We start from the raw sequence: 17,374 nt of genomic DNA, 5'->3' as shown, positions 1-17,374 counted from the left end.
TTTTTACTCAACAAGTGGCTCGTCTGTAGGTAATAAATTGTCTTGGTAAAGTTCAACGTGTTCTGCTACTTCATTAGGCTGTGAAAAATACGCAATGTGATAGATTGCCTCTCCCTCTTGCGTGAGAGGTATGTTTTGCTTGCCTATTACAACACCCTCGGCCGGGCTAATAATGCTGCCGATAATGTTGCCAAAAGGGTCGGCAATAGCCGCAAGTTTATCCCCTTTTACAACATGGTCGCCTAATTGTGCAAGATGGGTTACAAAACCGCTTTCAGCTGCACGCACCCAGCCGCTTTGTTGAGCGATAAACCGATTTATACTGTGGCCTTTACTGCGACTTTTATTCAGCATACCAAGGTGTCTCATGGTATTGATAATACCTTTCACGCCGGCCCTGATAGAAAACTCATCGTAGCGAAGTGCTTGGCCTGCCTCATAAAGCAAAATTTTAACGCCATTTGTGCTTGCGGCCTCTCTTAGCGAGCCTTCACGAATTTCAGCGTTAAGTAACACGGGAACGCCAAAGGCTTTTGCCATCTCAAGCACGTCTGCGTCGTCTAAATCTGCGCGAATTTGCGGCAGGTTGCTTCGGTGTATTGCACCGGTGTGAAGGTCTATTCCAACGTCACACTTGCTCACTACCTCGTTAAAAAAAAGATTTGCGAGCCTTCCCGCTAATGAGCCTTTTTTGCTTCCGGGAAAGCTGCGGTTTAAGTCTCGTCTATCAGGCAAGTAACGTGACTGATTTAACACACCATAGACGTTTACCATTGGCACTGCGATAAGGGTTCCGCGCAATTTATCAATGGCTTTCGAGCGTATTAAACGCCCTACAATCTCTATGCCGTTTAGCTCGTCACCGTGAACGGCAGCGCTAACGAACATAACTGGCCCTGGGCGTTTGCCTCTTTTTACATAGACTGGAATACTCATATTGGTAGCCGTATAAAGCGGCGGCATTTCCAAGTCTATTTTCTTGGTTTCTCCTGGGGCGATATCGTGACCCCCAATCGTCAAAACATTACTTACCACTAAGGTTTTTCCTTCACAAATGGCATTTCAGCCTTCATTAACGATGAACGTTGCTATGTATTAACCTTTACCACGAGTTTTTGTTTTGTGTGGCTCGGCGCTTTTTTCAATAAACTCAATAATCATAGCTGCTACATCTTTATTGGTGGCTTTTTCTATACCCTCTAATCCAGGAGAAGAGTTAACTTCCATAACGACGGGGCCATTGTTAGAACGCAAAATATCTACGCCGCAACAATTTAACCCCATGGTTTTTGCTGCATCTATTGCTGTTTTACGTTCAGCAGGGCTTAATCTCACTAGGCTAGCTTGTCCGCCACGGTGTAAATTAGAGCGAAACTCGCCGGCTGCGGCCTGACGTTTCATTGCCGCGACAACTTTTCCGCCTACCACCAGGCAGCGAATATCACTTCCTCCGGCTTCTTTTATAAATTCTTGAACCAGAATGCTGGCGTTAAGCCCCATAAAAGCTTCAATTATAGATTCAGCGGCATTGTGAGTTTCTGCCAAAACCACGCCTATACCCTGCGTACCCTCAAGTAACTTAATAACAACAGGCGCTCCTCCCACGGTTTTTATCACATCATCTATTTTATCTGGATGATGGGCAAACCCTGTTCGTGGCATTCCAACCCCTTTACGAGAAAGCAATTGAAGAGAGCGTAGCTTGTCACGAGAGCGGCTGATTGCCACTGATTCATTAACACTGTATGTGCCCATCATTTCAAATTGACGCACTACTGAGGTGCCGTAAAAGCTTACCGACGCACCAATGCGTGGAATAACGGCGTCGTAGTAGGGAAGCTTTTTACCTTTATATCGAACAGAGGGTCTTGCGCTGGTGATATCCATGTAACAGTGCATGGTATCGATAACATCCACTTCATGACCTCTAGCTTTTCCTGCCTCAACAAGACGTGAAGTAGAGTAAAGTCGCGGGTTTCTTGACAGTATTGCAATGCGCATAGGTTTATTAGCCTTGATAAAATAATGAGTTCAGCTCTCGAATTAACACTACCGTTACATGTGAGCGATAAATGCGCAAGCTGTTTAGGACGCGCATACTAATCGAGTCTGTAGGGTCTGTCTTACAAATTTTTCTTATGGTGTCGATTGTTTTTATTTTATGAAGACTGTGGTTTTTGGCAGTAGCATATCGACTCTTCGCATTAGAATACGGGCTATTGGTGGCCTTGCAAAGATGTCATAGCGCTTTCGTGATAATGTGAGTATATAGCAATAATGAGAGCGCTAAGCGCTACGAAGGAATACATGTGGAGTACACTGGAGTGATGATTCAATGGTGGGACAATTTTCTGCAATGGGCAACGCAATATCAATCTAATATCGTGTTTAGTGTTTTGGTACTGCTCGTTTATTTGGTTATGTCAAAAAAGCTGCTGCCGAAAATTGAAAACGACATTGCGAAATCGAAGCTTAAGTCTCACAGTGCATTGAAAGGACTATTTGCTGCTAAAGTAATAGCGGCAACAGTGTCCCTTTGTTTGCTATTGCTTGCTTGGGGAATAGACTTTTCAGGCCTTCTTGTCTTATCCACATCTATTATAACGGTTACAGGGGTAGCGCTGTTTGCCAGCTGGTCGTTAATCAGCAATATAACAGCCTACTTCATATTGCTTACGAATGTATCTTACAGACGAGGCAATTACTTACGCATTATCGATGGTGATAATTTTGTTGAGGGGTTTATTGCCGATATCGGGCCATTCAGTACTCGCCTGGTCACGCTTGAACGTGAAACTATTATGTATCCTAACAACCTCATTCTCACTCGGCCTGTTATGTTAAACCCCAAAGTAAAATGGGACAGCATAGGAAAAGTGGTTGCTAAAACGAACGCCATGTTAGAGGCTAATTCGACTGAGGCTAATTCGACCGCTAAGGAAAAAACACGCCCAGCTACCCATGCCGCTAGCAATGCCAGTGATCATGCTGCAGGCCAGGCCGCAGAGCAGGCCCAGTCAAATGAGGAGCGGTAGTAGGCAGTACTTGTATTCGTCTATTTAATCAGTATCTCTATGCAGTTCTAATCGCTACTGCCTTCATTTGCATCTACGTTTTTTGCCTCGCGAATGTAGCGCGTCATGCTTTGCAATAACGCTCTTAATTTTGCAGGCTTCAGCGGCTTCGCTAAAAAGTTTACTCCCTGCTCTTTGCATTGCACCACAAGACTTTCATCAGGCGTTGCGGTAATCAGAGCGGCGGGTACAACAACGTTTAATTTGGTTCTAATAGTATCAATAAGAGCAAGCCCGTTTTTGTCATCTTCATGGCTTAGCTGGTAATCCATTAGTAATATTTGAGGTTTAACTGACTCGGCAAGAGACAACGCATCATCCCAATTATTAGCCAGATAAACCTTAACGCCCCATTTCTCAAGCAAGGTGCTAAGTGCGTCTAAATTTTCACGTTGATCGTCCACACACAGCACCTGCATACCGCTAAAGGTTGTATTTTTTGGTTTATTACTAATAGCTGAGGTGGCTTTAGGGGCAGCTTTATTGAGCGAGAACATAAAGCTACTGCCCTTACCTAAGTGTGAACGCACCTGTATTTTGGTGTCGAGCTGTAAACTCAAGCGCCTTACCACACCAAGGCCTAGGCCTAAACCATGTTCCTTACTTTCATTGGCGCGGAAAAAGTCGCCAAATATGGTGTCTAGTTTGTCGCTAGAAATACCGATGCCTGTATCTAAAATCTTAAAATATACAGTGTCGTTAACCGATTTGACCACAAATAAAACTCTTCCTTTTTCGGTGTATTTCACCGCATTTGACAACAAGTTTTGCAGTATTCTGTACAAGTATGTTTTGTCGGCCCGCACCCAACAAGGTCTAATAATGGCTTTTAGCTCTAAACCTTTGTCTTTAGCCCGCATCGCCATTTCATCTACCAGGGGAGTGAGCAGGGCGCTCACATCAACAGACTCGATGTCTGGTTTCATTTCGCCCTGATCTAACCGTGCTATGTCTAGCAACGTACCTATCAAAGCCTCGCTAGACGAGACGCTATGACTTAGCTTTTTGATAATGGCATGAGTTTGCTCAGATAAGTCTTGCTCTTCCAATGCGCTAACGTATAGCTTAGCGGCATTAAGAGGTTGTAAAACATCGTGGCTGGCAAGCGCAAGGAAACGAGTTTTACTGGCGTTGGCATCTTCTGCTGCTTTGCGGGCTCTTATCAGCTCTTTTTCGGCCCCCGAACGTTTTTCGATTTCAAGGCGAAGCTCAGCATTAATTGAATGCACTTCTTCTGTGCGCTTTTTTATTCTCGCTTCAAGGTCAATATTAGACTCTTCTAGCGCCTGCTGAATTTCTACGTGCCCGGTGATATCGTTAAAGCTAGTTACAAAGCCACCGCCAGGCAGAGGGTTGCCCACCATCTCTATTACCCGCCCGTCCTTACGCTGGCGCGTAAAGCGATGTGGCATGCCCGAGCGCAAGTGTTCTAGGCGTTTTTCCACCTCGGATTCTACGTCAAAAGTGCCAAACTCTCCCTGTGAGGCGTTATAGCGAATAAGCCTTTCAATAGGAACGCCAACGGTAAGTAAGTCATCGGGGTAGGGGTACAGATTAGAGTAGCGTTTGTTCCATGCCACTAAGTTTAAATGCTTATCGACAACGCTGATCCCTTGATCCATATTTTCAAGCGAGGTTAAAAGGGCCGTCATGTTAAATTGCATGGCCTGAGTGGTGTCATCAAAGAAGTTGATAATTTCAGTGAAGTCCATCTTTTTGCCGCGCAGCGCACTATCGAGTAAAACCTTTGCACTTGATGCGCCGATAACCCCCCCGAGCGCACGCTCGCAAAACGACAAGAAGTTCTCGTTTGGTGTGTCTTGTTCGTTAAGTTCGCAGTGATTTAACTGCTGATATTGCTCAACGAGCTGTATACATCTGCCCGCTCCCATAAAAGTAGAGAGTAAGGTGGTTAAATCTGCCACTTTTACGTTGGTAGCCTGAGATTTCACCGTATTGTTAGCAGACATAGTAGGTGATACAAAGGCTTCTGCTTGAATGCGATCGATAAGGCGCTGTGGTGCAAACCACGAAAACAGTATGTACATAAGGGAATTGGCAGCAAGGCTTATCATGGCGCCTTGGCTGATAAGTTCGTTTTGTTCTAAACGCGAGACTTGCTCGCTGACAATTGGCAGAACTAGCCATAGTACCCAAATGATAAGCCCTACCATCAGGCCAGCATACACCCCATGAGCGTGAGCGCGTTTCCAGTAAAGCCCGCCTACGATAGCGGGTAGCAATTGAATAACCAATGAAAATGCAATAAGACCAATAGAGTGCAGCGAACGACTGCTCGTCATTTGCTGGTGGTACAAAAAAGCCATCAGCAGAATAGAGGCAATCACAATGCGACGTATTAATTTTATTCGGCGAGAAATATCCCGCTTTCTACCTGAGTCTTCGGTAAATGCGAGTATGCGAGGTAAAATAACGTCGTTGGTGAGCATAGTACTTAGTGTAAGCGTGGCCACGATGATCATGGCGGTAGCTGCAGAAAGCCCTCCTACAAATACGATAACTTGCAGTAGCGCAGACTCTGAGAACATGGCTAAAGAAAGTACATAAGAGTCTGGCTCTACACTGGTACCCGCAAAAATAGCTTTCCCTGCAATAGCGATAACAGGAATAACCGCAGAAATGATGATCAGATAAAGCGGAAACAGCCACCGCGCAGTGCGCAAGTGAGACAAGCTAAGGTTATCAATAATTGCTACGTGGAATTGTCTGGGCAAACACACAATGGCCGCGGCGGCCATAATGGTTTGTGCAATGAAAGTAAACGAGCTGAATTGCGACATCGCAGCTTCGTTCAAAAAACTTTCAAAAAATGGTCCGCTTTGGGTGTTTTTCCATGCGCTGTACCCTACAAACGCCACCAATACCAGTGCCAGTAGTTTTACTGATGACTCAAAAGCGATGGCAAGCATCAGCCCGCGGCGATATTCGGTGACGTCGGTCTGACGGGTACCAAAATAGATAGCAAACACGGCTATAAAAGCAGTAGCAGCAATAATGATAATATCGTTTTTGGGCTGCTGTGTAAGCAGTTGAAACGTTAATCCAACGGCTTTTAATTGTAGTGCTATGTAGGGAATAGTAGCGAGTAAAGCAATAATGGTAACAAGTAAGGCCACGGTTTGACGTTTGCCGTAGCGCGATGCAATGAAGTCAGAAATGGTAGTTATATGCTGCTTTTTACTCACAAGGGTAAGCTTATAAATAAACTTATACCCAATGACGTACACCAAAATTGGCCCCAACATAATAGGCAGGTAAATCCAGGTGTCTCTACTTGCCTGTCCTACCATGCCAAAAAATGTCCATGCTGTGCAGTAAATAGCAAGAGCAAGAGAGTAAACCGCAGGATGTGAGGTTAGTGCACGTGCTGTAGGCGAGTTTTTTTCACCCCAACTCGCGAGGGAGAAAAGTAAGAAAAGATAAAGTACTGCCAGTGTAACCCAACCAAAAACCATAGCGCTTCCGTTAACCTTATTTTTACAACTCTGTGTCTATTATACCTATTGAGACCATCGTCTACCTACGACCATGGTCTCATTTTTAAATTTAACACGCAGGTCTAAAGTGATATCCAACCTCCTAAAAGCTTGGCTTTGCTGCATGATGGGTTTGCATTTAACAGTGTGAAATTTGAAGCGGCAACCACACAAAAGCTGAGCGTTAGGAAAATGTAAAAAAACAACAACCGATTAACCTGACGTGGGGACGGACAAATGGCATTTAGAAATGATGATGACAAAAAAGCATATTGGAAGGAGAACTTAGCGCTCCTTTTCAAACTTTTAGTCATTTGGTTTGCAGTGTCGTTTGGTGCGGGCATTTTATTTGCCGACGCATTAAACAACATCCAATTCTTTGGTTTCAAACTGGGCTTCTGGTTTGCACAACAAGGTTCCATTTTAGTATTTGTTGCTCTTATTTTTGTCTATATGGCCAAAATGAACGCGATGGATAAACGCTATGGCGTAGACGAGGAGTAAAACAATGGATCTTCAAACACTCACCTTTATTATTGTTGGCGCAACATTTGCGCTTTACATCGCAATTGCCATTTGGGCAAGAGCAGGTTCAACGAACGACTTTTACGTAGCAGGTGGCGGCGTTCCTCCCGTGCTTAACGGTATGGCAACTGCTGCCGACTGGATGTCCGCGGCATCCTTTATCTCCATGGCTGGTCTAATATCTTTCATGGGTTACGATGGTGCTGTTTACTTAATGGGCTGGACTGGCGGATACGTACTGCTTGCACTTTGCCTAGCACCTTACCTGCGTAAATTCGGTAAATTTACTGTACCCGATTTCATTGGTGACCGCTACTATTCGCAAACCGCTCGAACCGTGGCAGTATTCTGCGCCATCTTCGTGTGCTTTACTTATGTTGCCGGCCAAATGCGTGGCGTAGGCGTTGTGTTTAGTCGCTTCCTTGAAGTAGATATCGTTACCGGCGTTGTAATTGGGATGGTTATCGTATTCTTCTATACCGTTCTTGGCGGTATGAAAGGGATTACATACACTCAGGTTGCACAGTTCTGCGTAATGGTATTTGCGTATGTTGTTCCAGCAGTATTTATCTCAATTATGGTAACGGGTCACATCTTACCGCAGACCGGATTCGGTGCCACATTAGCTGATGGTTCGGGCATGCATCTTCTGCAAAAACTCGACAACCTCTCCACCGACTTAGGCTTCCACGAGTACACCACAGGTACCAAAAGTACCATAGACGTATTCTTCATTACATTTGCACTTATGGTGGGTACGGCAGGCCTACCTCACGTTATCGTTCGCTTCTTTACTGTGCCTAAGGTTCATGATGCTCGTAAATCAGCAGGTTATGCCTTAGCGTTTATCGCCATTGTTTATACAACCGCACCGTCACTTGCAGCGTTCGCTCGTGTGAACATGATTGAAACTATCAATGGTCCAGAACTCACAGGTACAAGTTATGAAGAAGCGCCGACGTGGATTAAGAACTGGGAGCAGACCGGCCTTATCGAGTTTAACGATAAGAATGGTGATGGTGTTATGTTCTATTCTGGTGACGAGCGTAACGAGATGAAAGTAGACCGCGATATCATGGTACTTGCTAACCCTGAAATTGCGAATCTTCCAGCGTGGGTAATTGCCCTAGTAGCTGCTGGTGGTGTTGCCGCTGCGTTGTCTACATCGGCAGGTCTATTACTGGTCATCTCTACATCAGTGTCGCATGACCTACTGAAACGAAACTTTGCGCCTAATATTACCGATAAAGCGGAGCTGTTCTATGCCCGACTCGCTGCGGGGGTTGCTATAGTGATTGCAGGTTACTTTGGTATTAATCCGCCCGGATTTGTTGCGCAGGTGGTCGCCTTTGCCTTCGGCTTAGCTGCATCAAGCTTCTTCCCTGCGATTATTATGGGTATCTTTAGTAAACGTATGAATGATAAAGGCGCTGTGGCGGGTATGCTTGCGGGTATCGCTTTCACCGCTGCGTATATCATTTACTTCAAGTTTGTAAACCCAGCGGCGAATGTTCCAGCAAACTGGTGGTTTGGTATCTCACCTGAAGGTATTGGTACATTGGGTATGATGGTTAACTTCTTGGTGGCATTCCTAGTCTTTAAAGTGACAGACGATGCGCCAGAAGAAATCCAGGAGTTGGTTGAGAGTATTCGCTATCCTAAGGGAGCGGGTGAAGCCTCTGCACACTAAGTATTAATAGGTAATACAGGTAACACCTTGCGATGCTTGCAGATGGCAAGTATCGCAAGGAAACCAACAATAAAAGAAAGCCAGCCTTCTAGCAATATTTAGTCGGTTGGCTTTTTGTTTTAGTAAGACCCTAACGCCGTTGCTGCTTTTTTACGAAACAACGTCGTAGCTACTTTTTTCAAAAGAATATGCAGCCTTAAAGGAATAGTGAGGATTTTGTAATGACAGCAATAGCGAAACAGGTTGAAGACTTTCTATCTTCATCGGCCCCATTTGACATGTTGAACGAAGCGCAGCGCAGCGACCTCATTCGCAATGCCGATTTATTGTATGTGACAAAAGACAACGCCGGGCAATTTGGTGCGAAAGAGTCACGTCTGTATCTTATTCAAAGTGGACAATTCTCAGTAGAGGATGGCGAGGGTGCTGCGCGACATTTAAGCGAGGGAGATTATTTCAATTATACCGCTATTTTAGATAACCAGACTTACCCGCTTTCGGTCACCGTAGATAGCCCAGGTTTAATTTACAGTTTCGCAGCAAGTGACGTAACGGGTTTACTAGACCTTGTAGAAGTAAGTAGTTTTTTTAACGGCTTACGCAATAATGCGTTACAAAACCATGCAATCGCAGACTCTAACTCTATGTGGTTATACAAATCGTTAACCGATGTAGTGAGTAAGGCTCCGGTGGCGGCACATTGCGATACCACTATTGTGGAAGCGGCAAAACTCATGACCCAAGAAAAGGTGTCTTCGCTGCTTGTCACTGAAAACGAGAAACTAATAGGCATAGTCACCGACAGAGATTTGCGCTCACGTGTAGTGGCAGAGGCGTTTGATACTCATAGAGCGGTGAGAGATATTATGACTGCCACGCCTGCGCAAATTGGAAGTAATAGAACGCTGTTCGATGCTATGTCCCTCATGACAGAGAAGAATATTCACCACTTGCCGGTAATCGATCACTTATCGCAATCACCAATGGGTATGATAACGGCAAGTGACATTATTCGACATCAGCGCGGTAACGTCCTCTTTATTATTGGTGAATTAACGAAAGCTAACAGCCTTTACGAACTTATTCGGCTTTCTTGGCAATTACCCCACTATTTTGCCGCTCATGCTAAACGGGCTGGCGATTATGATATTGCGGGTAAGATTTTGTCGCAGGCGACAGATGTCATGACGAGGAAACTGATTGGCTTTTTTCAGCAGGACAACGGCAAAGCACCAATGATGTTCGCATGGCTAGTTTATGGTTCGCAGGCAAGGGAAGATCAAACAACAGGTTCTGATCAAGACAGTGGGTTACTTTTAGCCTCAAAACCTAACGAAAAACAAGCCGCTTACTTTGCTGAAATGACAGATTACGTATGTAAAGGTTTAGCAAAGTGTGGAATTAAACTTTGCGACGGTAACATTATGGCTAGCAACCCCAAGTTGCGACTGGCGTTAGATGATGCAGTAAGTGAGGCACAACAATGGGTTAATTCACCCACGAAAGAAGCCATAATGCACTTTAATATATTTCTAGATGTGCGCTGCGCCGCAGGCGATGCCAGCCTATTTAAAGAGTTACAAAAAAGGCGCGCTCCATTATTACAGCAAAAAATGTTCTTAGCGGCTCTTGCTCGCGCCAGTAACGAAGTATCTGTGCCCTTATCCATGTTTCAAAAGTTTAGCTATGAAAAAGGACGCAAGCAAAAAGACACTATTGATTTAAAAACACGGGCCGTCGCGTTGATAAATAATATTGCTCGAATCTATGCATTGGCTGATGGAATTACCTTACCTAACACAGTTACTCGCCTTGAGAGTTTATCTGAGAAGTCGGAGCTTTCTTCAAAAGACGCAGCAAATTTAAAAGACATATGGATATTTTTGAATCGACTTCGCTGGCGCCACCAGTTGGAAAACAAGGTTACGGATAATCTAGTGTCGGTAAGTACATTGTCTTCAATACAAAAGCATCAGTTAAAAGCCGGTTTTAAAGCCATAGAACGTGCCAATGAGGCTATGGTAATGAAGTTTTCCGGCGGGGTGGGTTAGCATGGTAATGCATTGGCTAAAGACCCGGCTATTTGGCAAAAAGGGATTGTCGTTTAAGAAACAACTATCTAATTTGTATGTCCATAACACAGAATTGTTGGCGATAGACTTAGAGCTTACCTCCCTTGATACGCAAACAACCAGTATTACATCGATAGGCTGGGCAAAGGGTAAAGGATGCCAATTGCCACTCAACGCCTGCGAGTATTATGTTATCGATACGCCAGCGGAACTTGGGCAAAGCCCAGTCATCCACGGATTAACTCAGGATATTTTACAAGAGGGTGTGTCATTACAACATGCGATTTCAAAAGTCTTGCCACTTTTAGAAACGTCAGTATTGGTATTTCACAATGCGAGCTTAGATTTAGCTGCGCTGAATAGGACGTTTGTAGAACTATCGCTGCCCGCTATCGATGTTGTGTATATCGATACTTTAAAGCTAGCGGTGTACCAATTGAATAAACAGCATCAAGTACTGCCAAATAACAGCGCAACGTTAAGTGTATGTCGACAGCGGTTAGATTTGCCCAGTTGTCCAGAGCACAACGCGCTTGATGATGCGATGGCTACCCTGCAGCTGTTTTTTGCTCAAATTGAACAGTTTGGACTTACCCAACAAAGTGCACTTTTGCAGTTACATCATACAAAAGCGCTAGGGTGCTATAGGCTTGGTAAAGAGGCTGGAACTAGACTGTAGCCGAACTCTAGTCTGGACTCTAAACTGGAATCTAGATTAGATCATAAGAAGTGTGCTTGCTCGAGGGAAGATCGCTTTAAAACAATGAAATTTAAAGGAGGGAAGCGTGCAATTATACCAATATTCGACGTTTGGTGGCCTTAATAGGCGACTCGTTTCCTGTGATAGTAAACCCTTCAGCTTTCACACAATTACGGCCCGATGTTTTGGCCATATAAAGGTGTTTATCACCTTCTAACATCACGTACTCGATGGTTTTATCATCGTCAGCTTGTTTGGTTGAGAGACCGGCACTTAAAGTAACTCGCTCAAATTCAGATGCAGCATGTTTAATGTTGAGATCATACACTGTTTCTAACAGGCGCTTGGTAACCTCAACGGCACCTTGCGTGTCTGTATTCGGCAAAATAACCAGAAACTCTTCACCACCAATACGCACTAATTTATCCATAGGCCGCAGAAGTGAGCTACTAATACACTGACTCACCTTCCATAAACAACTGTCGCCATCTAAGTGACCATACATGTCATTAAATAGTTTGAAGTGGTCAATATCAAAAATGACAAGCGAAAGAGGGGTGATGTTTCTCAGACCGTCCCGCACCAAACGCGGAAGATAGTCATCAAGGTAGTGCCTGTTGTATGCGCCCGTTAACTTATCAATGTAGATAAGTTTTTCGAGTAAATCGTTGCGCATTTTATTTTTCAAATGCGATTTAACGCGGTTTTGTAGGGTACAGGCGTTAACAGGTTTTACAACAAAATCAACACACCCAGAGTTCCAGCACTTAGATTCCTCCTCTTCTGTAGACGAAGAGGTAACGAAAATGATTGGAATGCCTTCACATTGAGGTTTTTTTCGTAAGAGTGCGGTAGTCTCATGCCCGTCTAGCTCTGGCATAGAAACGTCCATAAGAATAAGGTCTGGTTTTTTGAAACGGCAGTATTCAATTGCATCTCTGCCAGAGGAAACAGACTCACAGGCCACAATGTCTTGCAGCAGTGTTTCTAGCACTAGTCGACTACTTGCATCGTCGTCAACAATAAGCACACTGCAATCAGACAGTGTTCTGTTATCCACCTGTTCTATGTACACGCCAAACCCTCAAAGACTATAACGCCTAGCTGGCGTTTAAATAACACATTACACCTGCTGAACAGAAAAGTGCATTCAACATAAGTTTAACATTGGCCATTTACACTAAATATTTATGCGTGAAGACAATTGACGGCATTCGGAAACGTGGGGGAGTATTTTAGAGCAAGAGTTGAGTGAACGGGGCTAGATAACCAAAGCGAAAACTAACAAACCACCGCATTTATGTCCTAATGTTTGGGAATAAAGCGGTGGTTTTATTTGATGTTCTAACTATCGCTTTTGTTTACGAAGCGATTTTACTCTTATAACGCAGCTGCTACTTCAGCAGGTAGTAATACAGCGTCGATAACGTGAATTACACCGTTCTCAGCCATTACGTCAGCTTTGATAACGTTTGCATTATTGATTTTTACTTTACCCATTGCAGCAGTAACCGATACATCGCTACCTTCAACTGTAGTTGCAGATGACAAAGTAACTACATCTTCAGCTTTTACCTTACCCGCTACTACATGGTAAGTAAGAATTTGTACTAGGGTGTCTTTATTCTCTGGCTTCAAAAGCATGTCTAGCGTACCTGCAGGAAGCGCAGCAAATGCCTCATCTGTTGGTGCAAACACAGTAAACGGGCCGTCGCCTTTCAATGTATCTACCAGGCCGCCTGCTTTCACAGCCGCAACTAGCGTTGAGAACATTGGGTTACTCGCAGCAGTATCTACGATGTCCTTGTGGTCGCCCATTTTATGATGACCTGCAAAAGCCGAAGAACTCACTACCATTATCACTAAAGCACTTAAAAACTTACGCATGATTTATTTCCTTAAAGTTTAAAATTATGAACGTTAGATTTACTACTTGTTTACAAATCTGATTTCGCTAGTGGTTACGGTACTTTTGTCTAAAATGATGATTAACTTTATGTAATACGCTCTTCTCTTAGACGAAAAACCTTTAAATGAAAGGGCTGTAGGCGATCGAATATATTTTATCAATCCTTCATAAAAAGCCGCTGGTGTACGCAGCGCTAGGATTAATGAGATGTAAAGCAATAATCGCAGTTCAAGGTCTATACTAAAGTATCGAGTATTTTCTTGGAGTAAGAGATATGTTCACTCGACGTGTATTACTCGCCACCTGCGCGTTTCTAGCTGCATGCCAGAGCGTTACCTCTACAAGCTCGGTAAGTACTAAAAGCTTGCTAAGAGATGATTTATTCCCAAGCCACCAACTCTTTACTATTGAGACAGAGCAAGACGTTTTCTATCTTGGAAAAGAGGCGAAGCGGTTTGCAGAGCGCGCCATACTGGATGAAACCGCGAATGTTACTACCAAAAAGGCCAAAAATGTTCGAGGCTTTGTCAGTGCCATCCTCGACTACTCTGATAATGGCATTGCATATCGCAATAATGCAAACACGGTAGCAAATACAACATTTAGCAACCGAGCGGCAAATTGTCTTTCACTATCTATAATGACGTTTGCACTTGCCGAGCATGTTGGCCTTAATGCGACATTATACGAAGTTGACATTCCCGAGTACTGGACTAGGAGGGATGGTTTTAGCTTGCTCAATGGTCACGTGAACTTGCGGGTAAGTGCATCAGATAATCCCTCGTCTATTGTATTAGGTACCACCTGGGCGGATGTAGACTTTGATCCTCAGGCTATTCGCAGTCGCTTTCCTCGCGTACCTGTATCTAAACAAAGTGTGTTGGCCATGTTTTACAACAATAAAGGTGCCGACGCTCTGGTTGCAAATAGTTATACTCGGGCCTACAAGTATTTTAAAGCCGCTACCGAAGTTGCACCTCAACTTCAGCAAAGCTGGACAAACTTAGGGGTGCTTTACAGAATGAAAGGCGAATTGAAACTTGCCGAGAATATTTATCAGCACGCGCTTTCGTTAGATTCGGAGAACTTAACTGTTTGGGAAAATCTCGCGATCTTGTATCGGCACCAGAACAGGCATGAGGAGTCGAAGCAGTTGCTTGCAAGTGTGGAAACAAAACGTAAAACCAATCCGTTTTATCACTTTATTCTAGGCGAGCAGTCTTTCGAAGACGGAGAGTTTGCAAAGGCCTTAGCTCATTATCAACGGGCAGTGCGATTGGATAGAAAAAATCATGAAATTCTTTTTGGGTTAGCTAAGGCCTATTACGAACTTGGAGACATCAGCAATGCTCAGCGCTATTTGCAAGGCGCGGTTAATTTTTCCCCCGATAAGTACAGCGCACAGCATTATTCTTCAAAGTTAGCTGCATTAGCACACAATGAGCGTTAGCAGCCTTATCTTAGGAACATAAATAGAAAGACAGGCATAGAAAGTTAACGAGACAGGCATAAAAAGGGCTTAACGAGACAGGCATAAAAAGCAACTTATTAAGACAGGTATAAAAAGTAGGCTTATCGAGACAGGCATAATAGAGCTAAGTAAGACAGGCACTAAAAAACAGGTAAAAAAAAGCCACGGACTAGCCGTGGCAAGGTAACACTACAAAAGGAACTTCACTTAAATCACGCCTAGTTCACGAAGGCGCTCTTGCAGGTATGAGCCTGCGGTATGACGTTCTGAAAGAACAACATCTGGGCGAGGGTGTAAGAACAAAGGCAGTGAAATACGCGACTTCGTCATGTCTGCACCATCTGGATTTATAACCCTGTGGGTAGTCGATGGGAAGTAGTGACCGGATGCTTCTTGAAGCATGTCGCCAATATTCACAATCAAACTACCAAAGTCACACGGTACATCTAACCAGCTACCGTCTTTAGCCTGAACCTGAAGACCAGGCTCGTTAGCTGCTGGCAAAATAGTAATTAAGTTAATGTCTTCATGAGCAGCAGCGCGGATGGCATCCACTTCTTCATCGCCGCTTAGAGGCGGATAATGAAGAACACGCAATAAGGTTTGATCTGAATCTTTGATCATATTACCTAAAGGCTGGCTATATTTATCACTGACTTCACTTGGCGAGTGCGCTTCTATCCAACCCAATAATTCTGTGGCAAGCGTATTCGCTTCTTCATAATATTGAGAGATCTGAGGACGTAAAGACTCAGGACATTGTCCCCAAGGGTAATAGTGATAATACTCTTTGATATCTTTTTTCGTGAAGCCCTTAGCTACCTCAGAAACGCTCTGAGGGAAAAATCCGTCTTGCTTACCCTTGTTGTAAAGGTAATCGTTCTTCTCTTCACTGTTGAAGAAATCCTGCCAATTGTCATAAATACCTTGAACTAAAGACTGCTTGATAGGGTGATTTTTCAATACACCAAACCCAGTCTCACGCAACGATTTAACAAATTCTTCTTGCGCGTTTTCAGCTTGGTAGTCAACAGCAACTAATTGCATAATGTTTTCCCGTATATTTAGATTGCGGCATTATAAAGGTAGACGGGCTACAGAAAAAAGTCGCTGATATTGATTTACATCAACGTCAGCGAAGAATGCGCGTAATTTACATAAACCTGACCATTTAGTCTAGTAAAAAACTGACTAAATGGTCTGTTTAAATAAAATTTAACTGAGAGAGAGGAAAAAGCCCGCTAGTGCGGCACTCATTAAGTTTGATAAGGTTGCAGCAATAACCGCTTTTAATCCCAGTCGCGCAATTTCTTTTCTGCGAGTTGGTGCCATAGCGCCAATTCCGCCCATCAAAATCGCGATAGAAGAGAAGTTTGCAAAACCACATAGTGCAAAGGTGATAATGGCCTGAGAAGCTTCGGACAATTGATCTTGGTTTTCTAAGAAATTGAGATAGGCAACAAATTCATTCACTACCATCTTTTGACCAATAAAACTGCCCGCAAGTTGTGCTTCTTCCCATGGAACGCCGATTGCCCATGCAAGTGGTTGAAGAACAAACCCCAGGATCCCTTCAAACGTGACGTTTTCATAACCGAACAAACCTGCGCTCCAGCCAATGAGGCCGTTGAACATGGCAATGAGGGCTATGAAAGCGAGTAGCATTGCACCTACGTTAAGCGCAAGTTGCATGCCTGATGCTGCGCCACTAGCGGCAGCATCAAATACATTGGCATAGCCCGCGTCGTCTGCGTCTACGTCATGTAAATCTTCGTTTGGCTTACTTGTTTCAGGCAAGATGATTTTTGCCATCAATAAGCCGCCAGGCGCAGCCATAAAGCTGGCCGCTAAAAGGTATTTAAGCTCTACGCCCATTCCGGCGTAGCCGGCCATAACAGAACCAGCAATTGATGCTAAACCACCCACCATGATGGCAAATAGTTCAGAGCTGGTCATATGGGGTATAAAAGGGCGTACGACTAAAGGCGCTTCAGTTTGGCCTACGAAAATGTTGGCAGCTGAAGACATAGATTCGGGTCGGCTGGTGCCCAGCGCTTTTTGAAGAAAGCCACCGATCACCTTGATAATGATGCCCATTACCTTTAAATGATAAAGCACCGCGATAAGCGCGGAAAAGAAAACAATGACGGGAAGTACGTTGAACGCAAATATGAATCCTAACGATTTATTGCCAATAGGGCCAAATAGAAAGTCAATTCCCTGCTGGCTGTAGCCAATAATATTGGCCACAAACTGCGTTGCTTTATACAGAAATTGCTTACCGGGTTCAGAATACAGGACAAACGCACCAACAGCAGCTTGTATAGCAAATGCTCCACCAACAGTACGCCAGTTAATACTGCGCCTTGCCGACGACATCGCTAATGCAATACCTATAAGGAGCGCAACGCCCAGTAAACCTACCATAAATTATTT

Annotated in this window: 13 protein-coding genes; 6 read left to right on the top strand and 7 right to left on the bottom strand. The window is 44.1% G+C overall.

The window, feature by feature from the left end:
* Positions 1–3: 3 nt before the first annotated feature.
* On the bottom strand, positions 4–1,035 hold the full coding sequence (locus tag BM528_RS15815; RefSeq protein WP_071980666.1) for a succinylglutamate desuccinylase/aspartoacylase family protein: 1,032 nt from the start codon (positions 1,033–1,035) through the stop codon (positions 4–6).
* A 60-nt stretch (positions 1,036–1,095) separates the two neighbouring features.
* A complete protein-coding gene (rimK, locus tag BM528_RS15810) occupies positions 1,096–2,001 on the bottom strand; it encodes a 30S ribosomal protein S6--L-glutamate ligase (protein ID WP_071980665.1) in 906 nt (301 codons plus the stop codon).
* Between the two features lie 308 nt (positions 2,002–2,309).
* Between rimK and BM528_RS15805 the strand changes: the two genes are divergently transcribed.
* On the top strand, positions 2,310–3,035 hold the full coding sequence (locus tag BM528_RS15805; RefSeq protein WP_232230511.1) for a mechanosensitive ion channel domain-containing protein: 726 nt from the start codon (positions 2,310–2,312) through the stop codon (positions 3,033–3,035).
* 47 nt (positions 3,036–3,082) lie between these two features.
* On the opposite strand, the gene BM528_RS15800 is transcribed toward BM528_RS15805, so the two are convergent.
* Positions 3,083–6,550: a PAS domain-containing hybrid sensor histidine kinase/response regulator gene (locus tag BM528_RS15800; RefSeq protein WP_071980664.1), complete on the bottom strand. Its 3,468-nt coding sequence runs from the start codon at positions 6,548–6,550 to the stop codon at positions 3,083–3,085.
* Between the two features lie 258 nt (positions 6,551–6,808).
* Between BM528_RS15800 and BM528_RS15795 the strand changes: the two genes are divergently transcribed.
* From BM528_RS15795 to BM528_RS15780, 4 genes are all read left to right on the top strand, one after another.
* Complete coding sequence (locus BM528_RS15795; RefSeq protein ID WP_071980663.1) at positions 6,809–7,075, top strand: DUF4212 domain-containing protein; 267 nt, start codon at positions 6,809–6,811, stop codon at positions 7,073–7,075.
* Positions 7,076–7,079: 4 nt separating this feature from the next.
* Positions 7,080–8,786, top strand: a complete 1,707-nt coding sequence (locus BM528_RS15790; protein WP_071980662.1) for a sodium:solute symporter family protein — start codon at positions 7,080–7,082, stop codon at positions 8,784–8,786.
* 221 nt (positions 8,787–9,007) lie between these two features.
* Positions 9,008–10,837, top strand: coding sequence for a putative nucleotidyltransferase substrate binding domain-containing protein (locus tag BM528_RS15785; protein ID WP_071980661.1), 1,830 nt, complete (start codon positions 9,008–9,010; stop codon positions 10,835–10,837).
* 1 nt (position 10,838) lies between these two features.
* Entirely contained in the window at positions 10,839–11,537 is a 699-nt protein-coding gene (locus BM528_RS15780; protein ID WP_071980660.1) for a 3'-5' exonuclease, read from the top strand.
* Positions 11,538–11,649: 112 nt separating this feature from the next.
* Here the strand turns inward: BM528_RS15780 and BM528_RS15775 are convergent, their stop codons facing one another.
* Both BM528_RS15775 and BM528_RS15770 read right to left on the bottom strand, forming a co-directional pair.
* Entirely contained in the window at positions 11,650–12,633 is a 984-nt protein-coding gene (locus BM528_RS15775) for a GGDEF domain-containing response regulator (protein WP_071980659.1), read from the bottom strand.
* 305 nt (positions 12,634–12,938) lie between these two features.
* Entirely contained in the window at positions 12,939–13,445 is a 507-nt protein-coding gene (locus BM528_RS15770; RefSeq protein ID WP_071980658.1) for a fasciclin domain-containing protein, read from the bottom strand.
* A gap of 296 nt (positions 13,446–13,741) precedes the next feature.
* On the opposite strand from BM528_RS15770, the gene BM528_RS15765 reads away from it, so the two are divergent.
* The gene (locus BM528_RS15765; RefSeq protein WP_071980657.1) at positions 13,742–14,917 is read left to right on the top strand and encodes a tetratricopeptide repeat protein; all 1,176 of its coding nucleotides are present in this window, start codon (positions 13,742–13,744) and stop codon (positions 14,915–14,917) included.
* Positions 14,918–15,145: 228 nt separating this feature from the next.
* On the opposite strand, the gene BM528_RS15760 is transcribed toward BM528_RS15765, so the two are convergent.
* A complete protein-coding gene (locus BM528_RS15760) occupies positions 15,146–15,985 on the bottom strand; it encodes an isopenicillin N synthase family dioxygenase (RefSeq protein ID WP_071980656.1) in 840 nt (279 codons plus the stop codon).
* A gap of 168 nt (positions 15,986–16,153) precedes the next feature.
* Complete coding sequence (locus BM528_RS15755; protein ID WP_071980655.1) at positions 16,154–17,365, bottom strand: NupC/NupG family nucleoside CNT transporter; 1,212 nt, start codon at positions 17,363–17,365, stop codon at positions 16,154–16,156.
* Positions 17,366–17,374 lie beyond the last annotated feature (9 nt).

Origin of the sequence: Alteromonas sp. RW2A1, from assembly GCF_001886475.1 — a bacterium.
In the GTDB taxonomy this organism is placed as follows: Bacteria; Pseudomonadota; Gammaproteobacteria; order Enterobacterales; family Alteromonadaceae; genus Alteromonas; species Alteromonas hispanica.
This window is presented reverse-complemented; position numbering and strand designations above follow the sequence as displayed.

What these genes read in the sequence shown, in the direction of transcription:
- BM528_RS15790 (WP_071980662.1), top strand. Translation starts at nt 7,080, where the DNA reads ATGGATCTTCAAACACTCACCTTTATTATTGTTGGCGCAACATTTGCG.
- BM528_RS15770 (WP_071980658.1), bottom strand. Translation starts at nt 13,445, where the DNA reads ATGCGTAAGTTTTTAAGTGCTTTAGTGATAATGGTAGTGAGTTCTTCG.
- BM528_RS15760 (WP_071980656.1), bottom strand. Translation starts at nt 15,985, where the DNA reads ATGCAATTAGTTGCTGTTGACTACCAAGCTGAAAACGCGCAAGAAGAA.
- rimK (WP_071980665.1), bottom strand. Translation starts at nt 2,001, where the DNA reads ATGCGCATTGCAATACTGTCAAGAAACCCGCGACTTTACTCTACTTCA.
- BM528_RS15755 (WP_071980655.1), bottom strand. Translation starts at nt 17,365, where the DNA reads ATGGTAGGTTTACTGGGCGTTGCGCTCCTTATAGGTATTGCATTAGCG.
- BM528_RS15765 (WP_071980657.1), top strand. Translation starts at nt 13,742, where the DNA reads ATGTTCACTCGACGTGTATTACTCGCCACCTGCGCGTTTCTAGCTGCA.
- BM528_RS15795 (WP_071980663.1), top strand. Translation starts at nt 6,809, where the DNA reads ATGGCATTTAGAAATGATGATGACAAAAAAGCATATTGGAAGGAGAAC.
- BM528_RS15780 (WP_071980660.1), top strand. Translation starts at nt 10,839, where the DNA reads ATGGTAATGCATTGGCTAAAGACCCGGCTATTTGGCAAAAAGGGATTG.
- BM528_RS15800 (WP_071980664.1), bottom strand. Translation starts at nt 6,550, where the DNA reads ATGGTTTTTGGTTGGGTTACACTGGCAGTACTTTATCTTTTCTTACTT.
- BM528_RS15785 (WP_071980661.1), top strand. Translation starts at nt 9,008, where the DNA reads ATGACAGCAATAGCGAAACAGGTTGAAGACTTTCTATCTTCATCGGCC.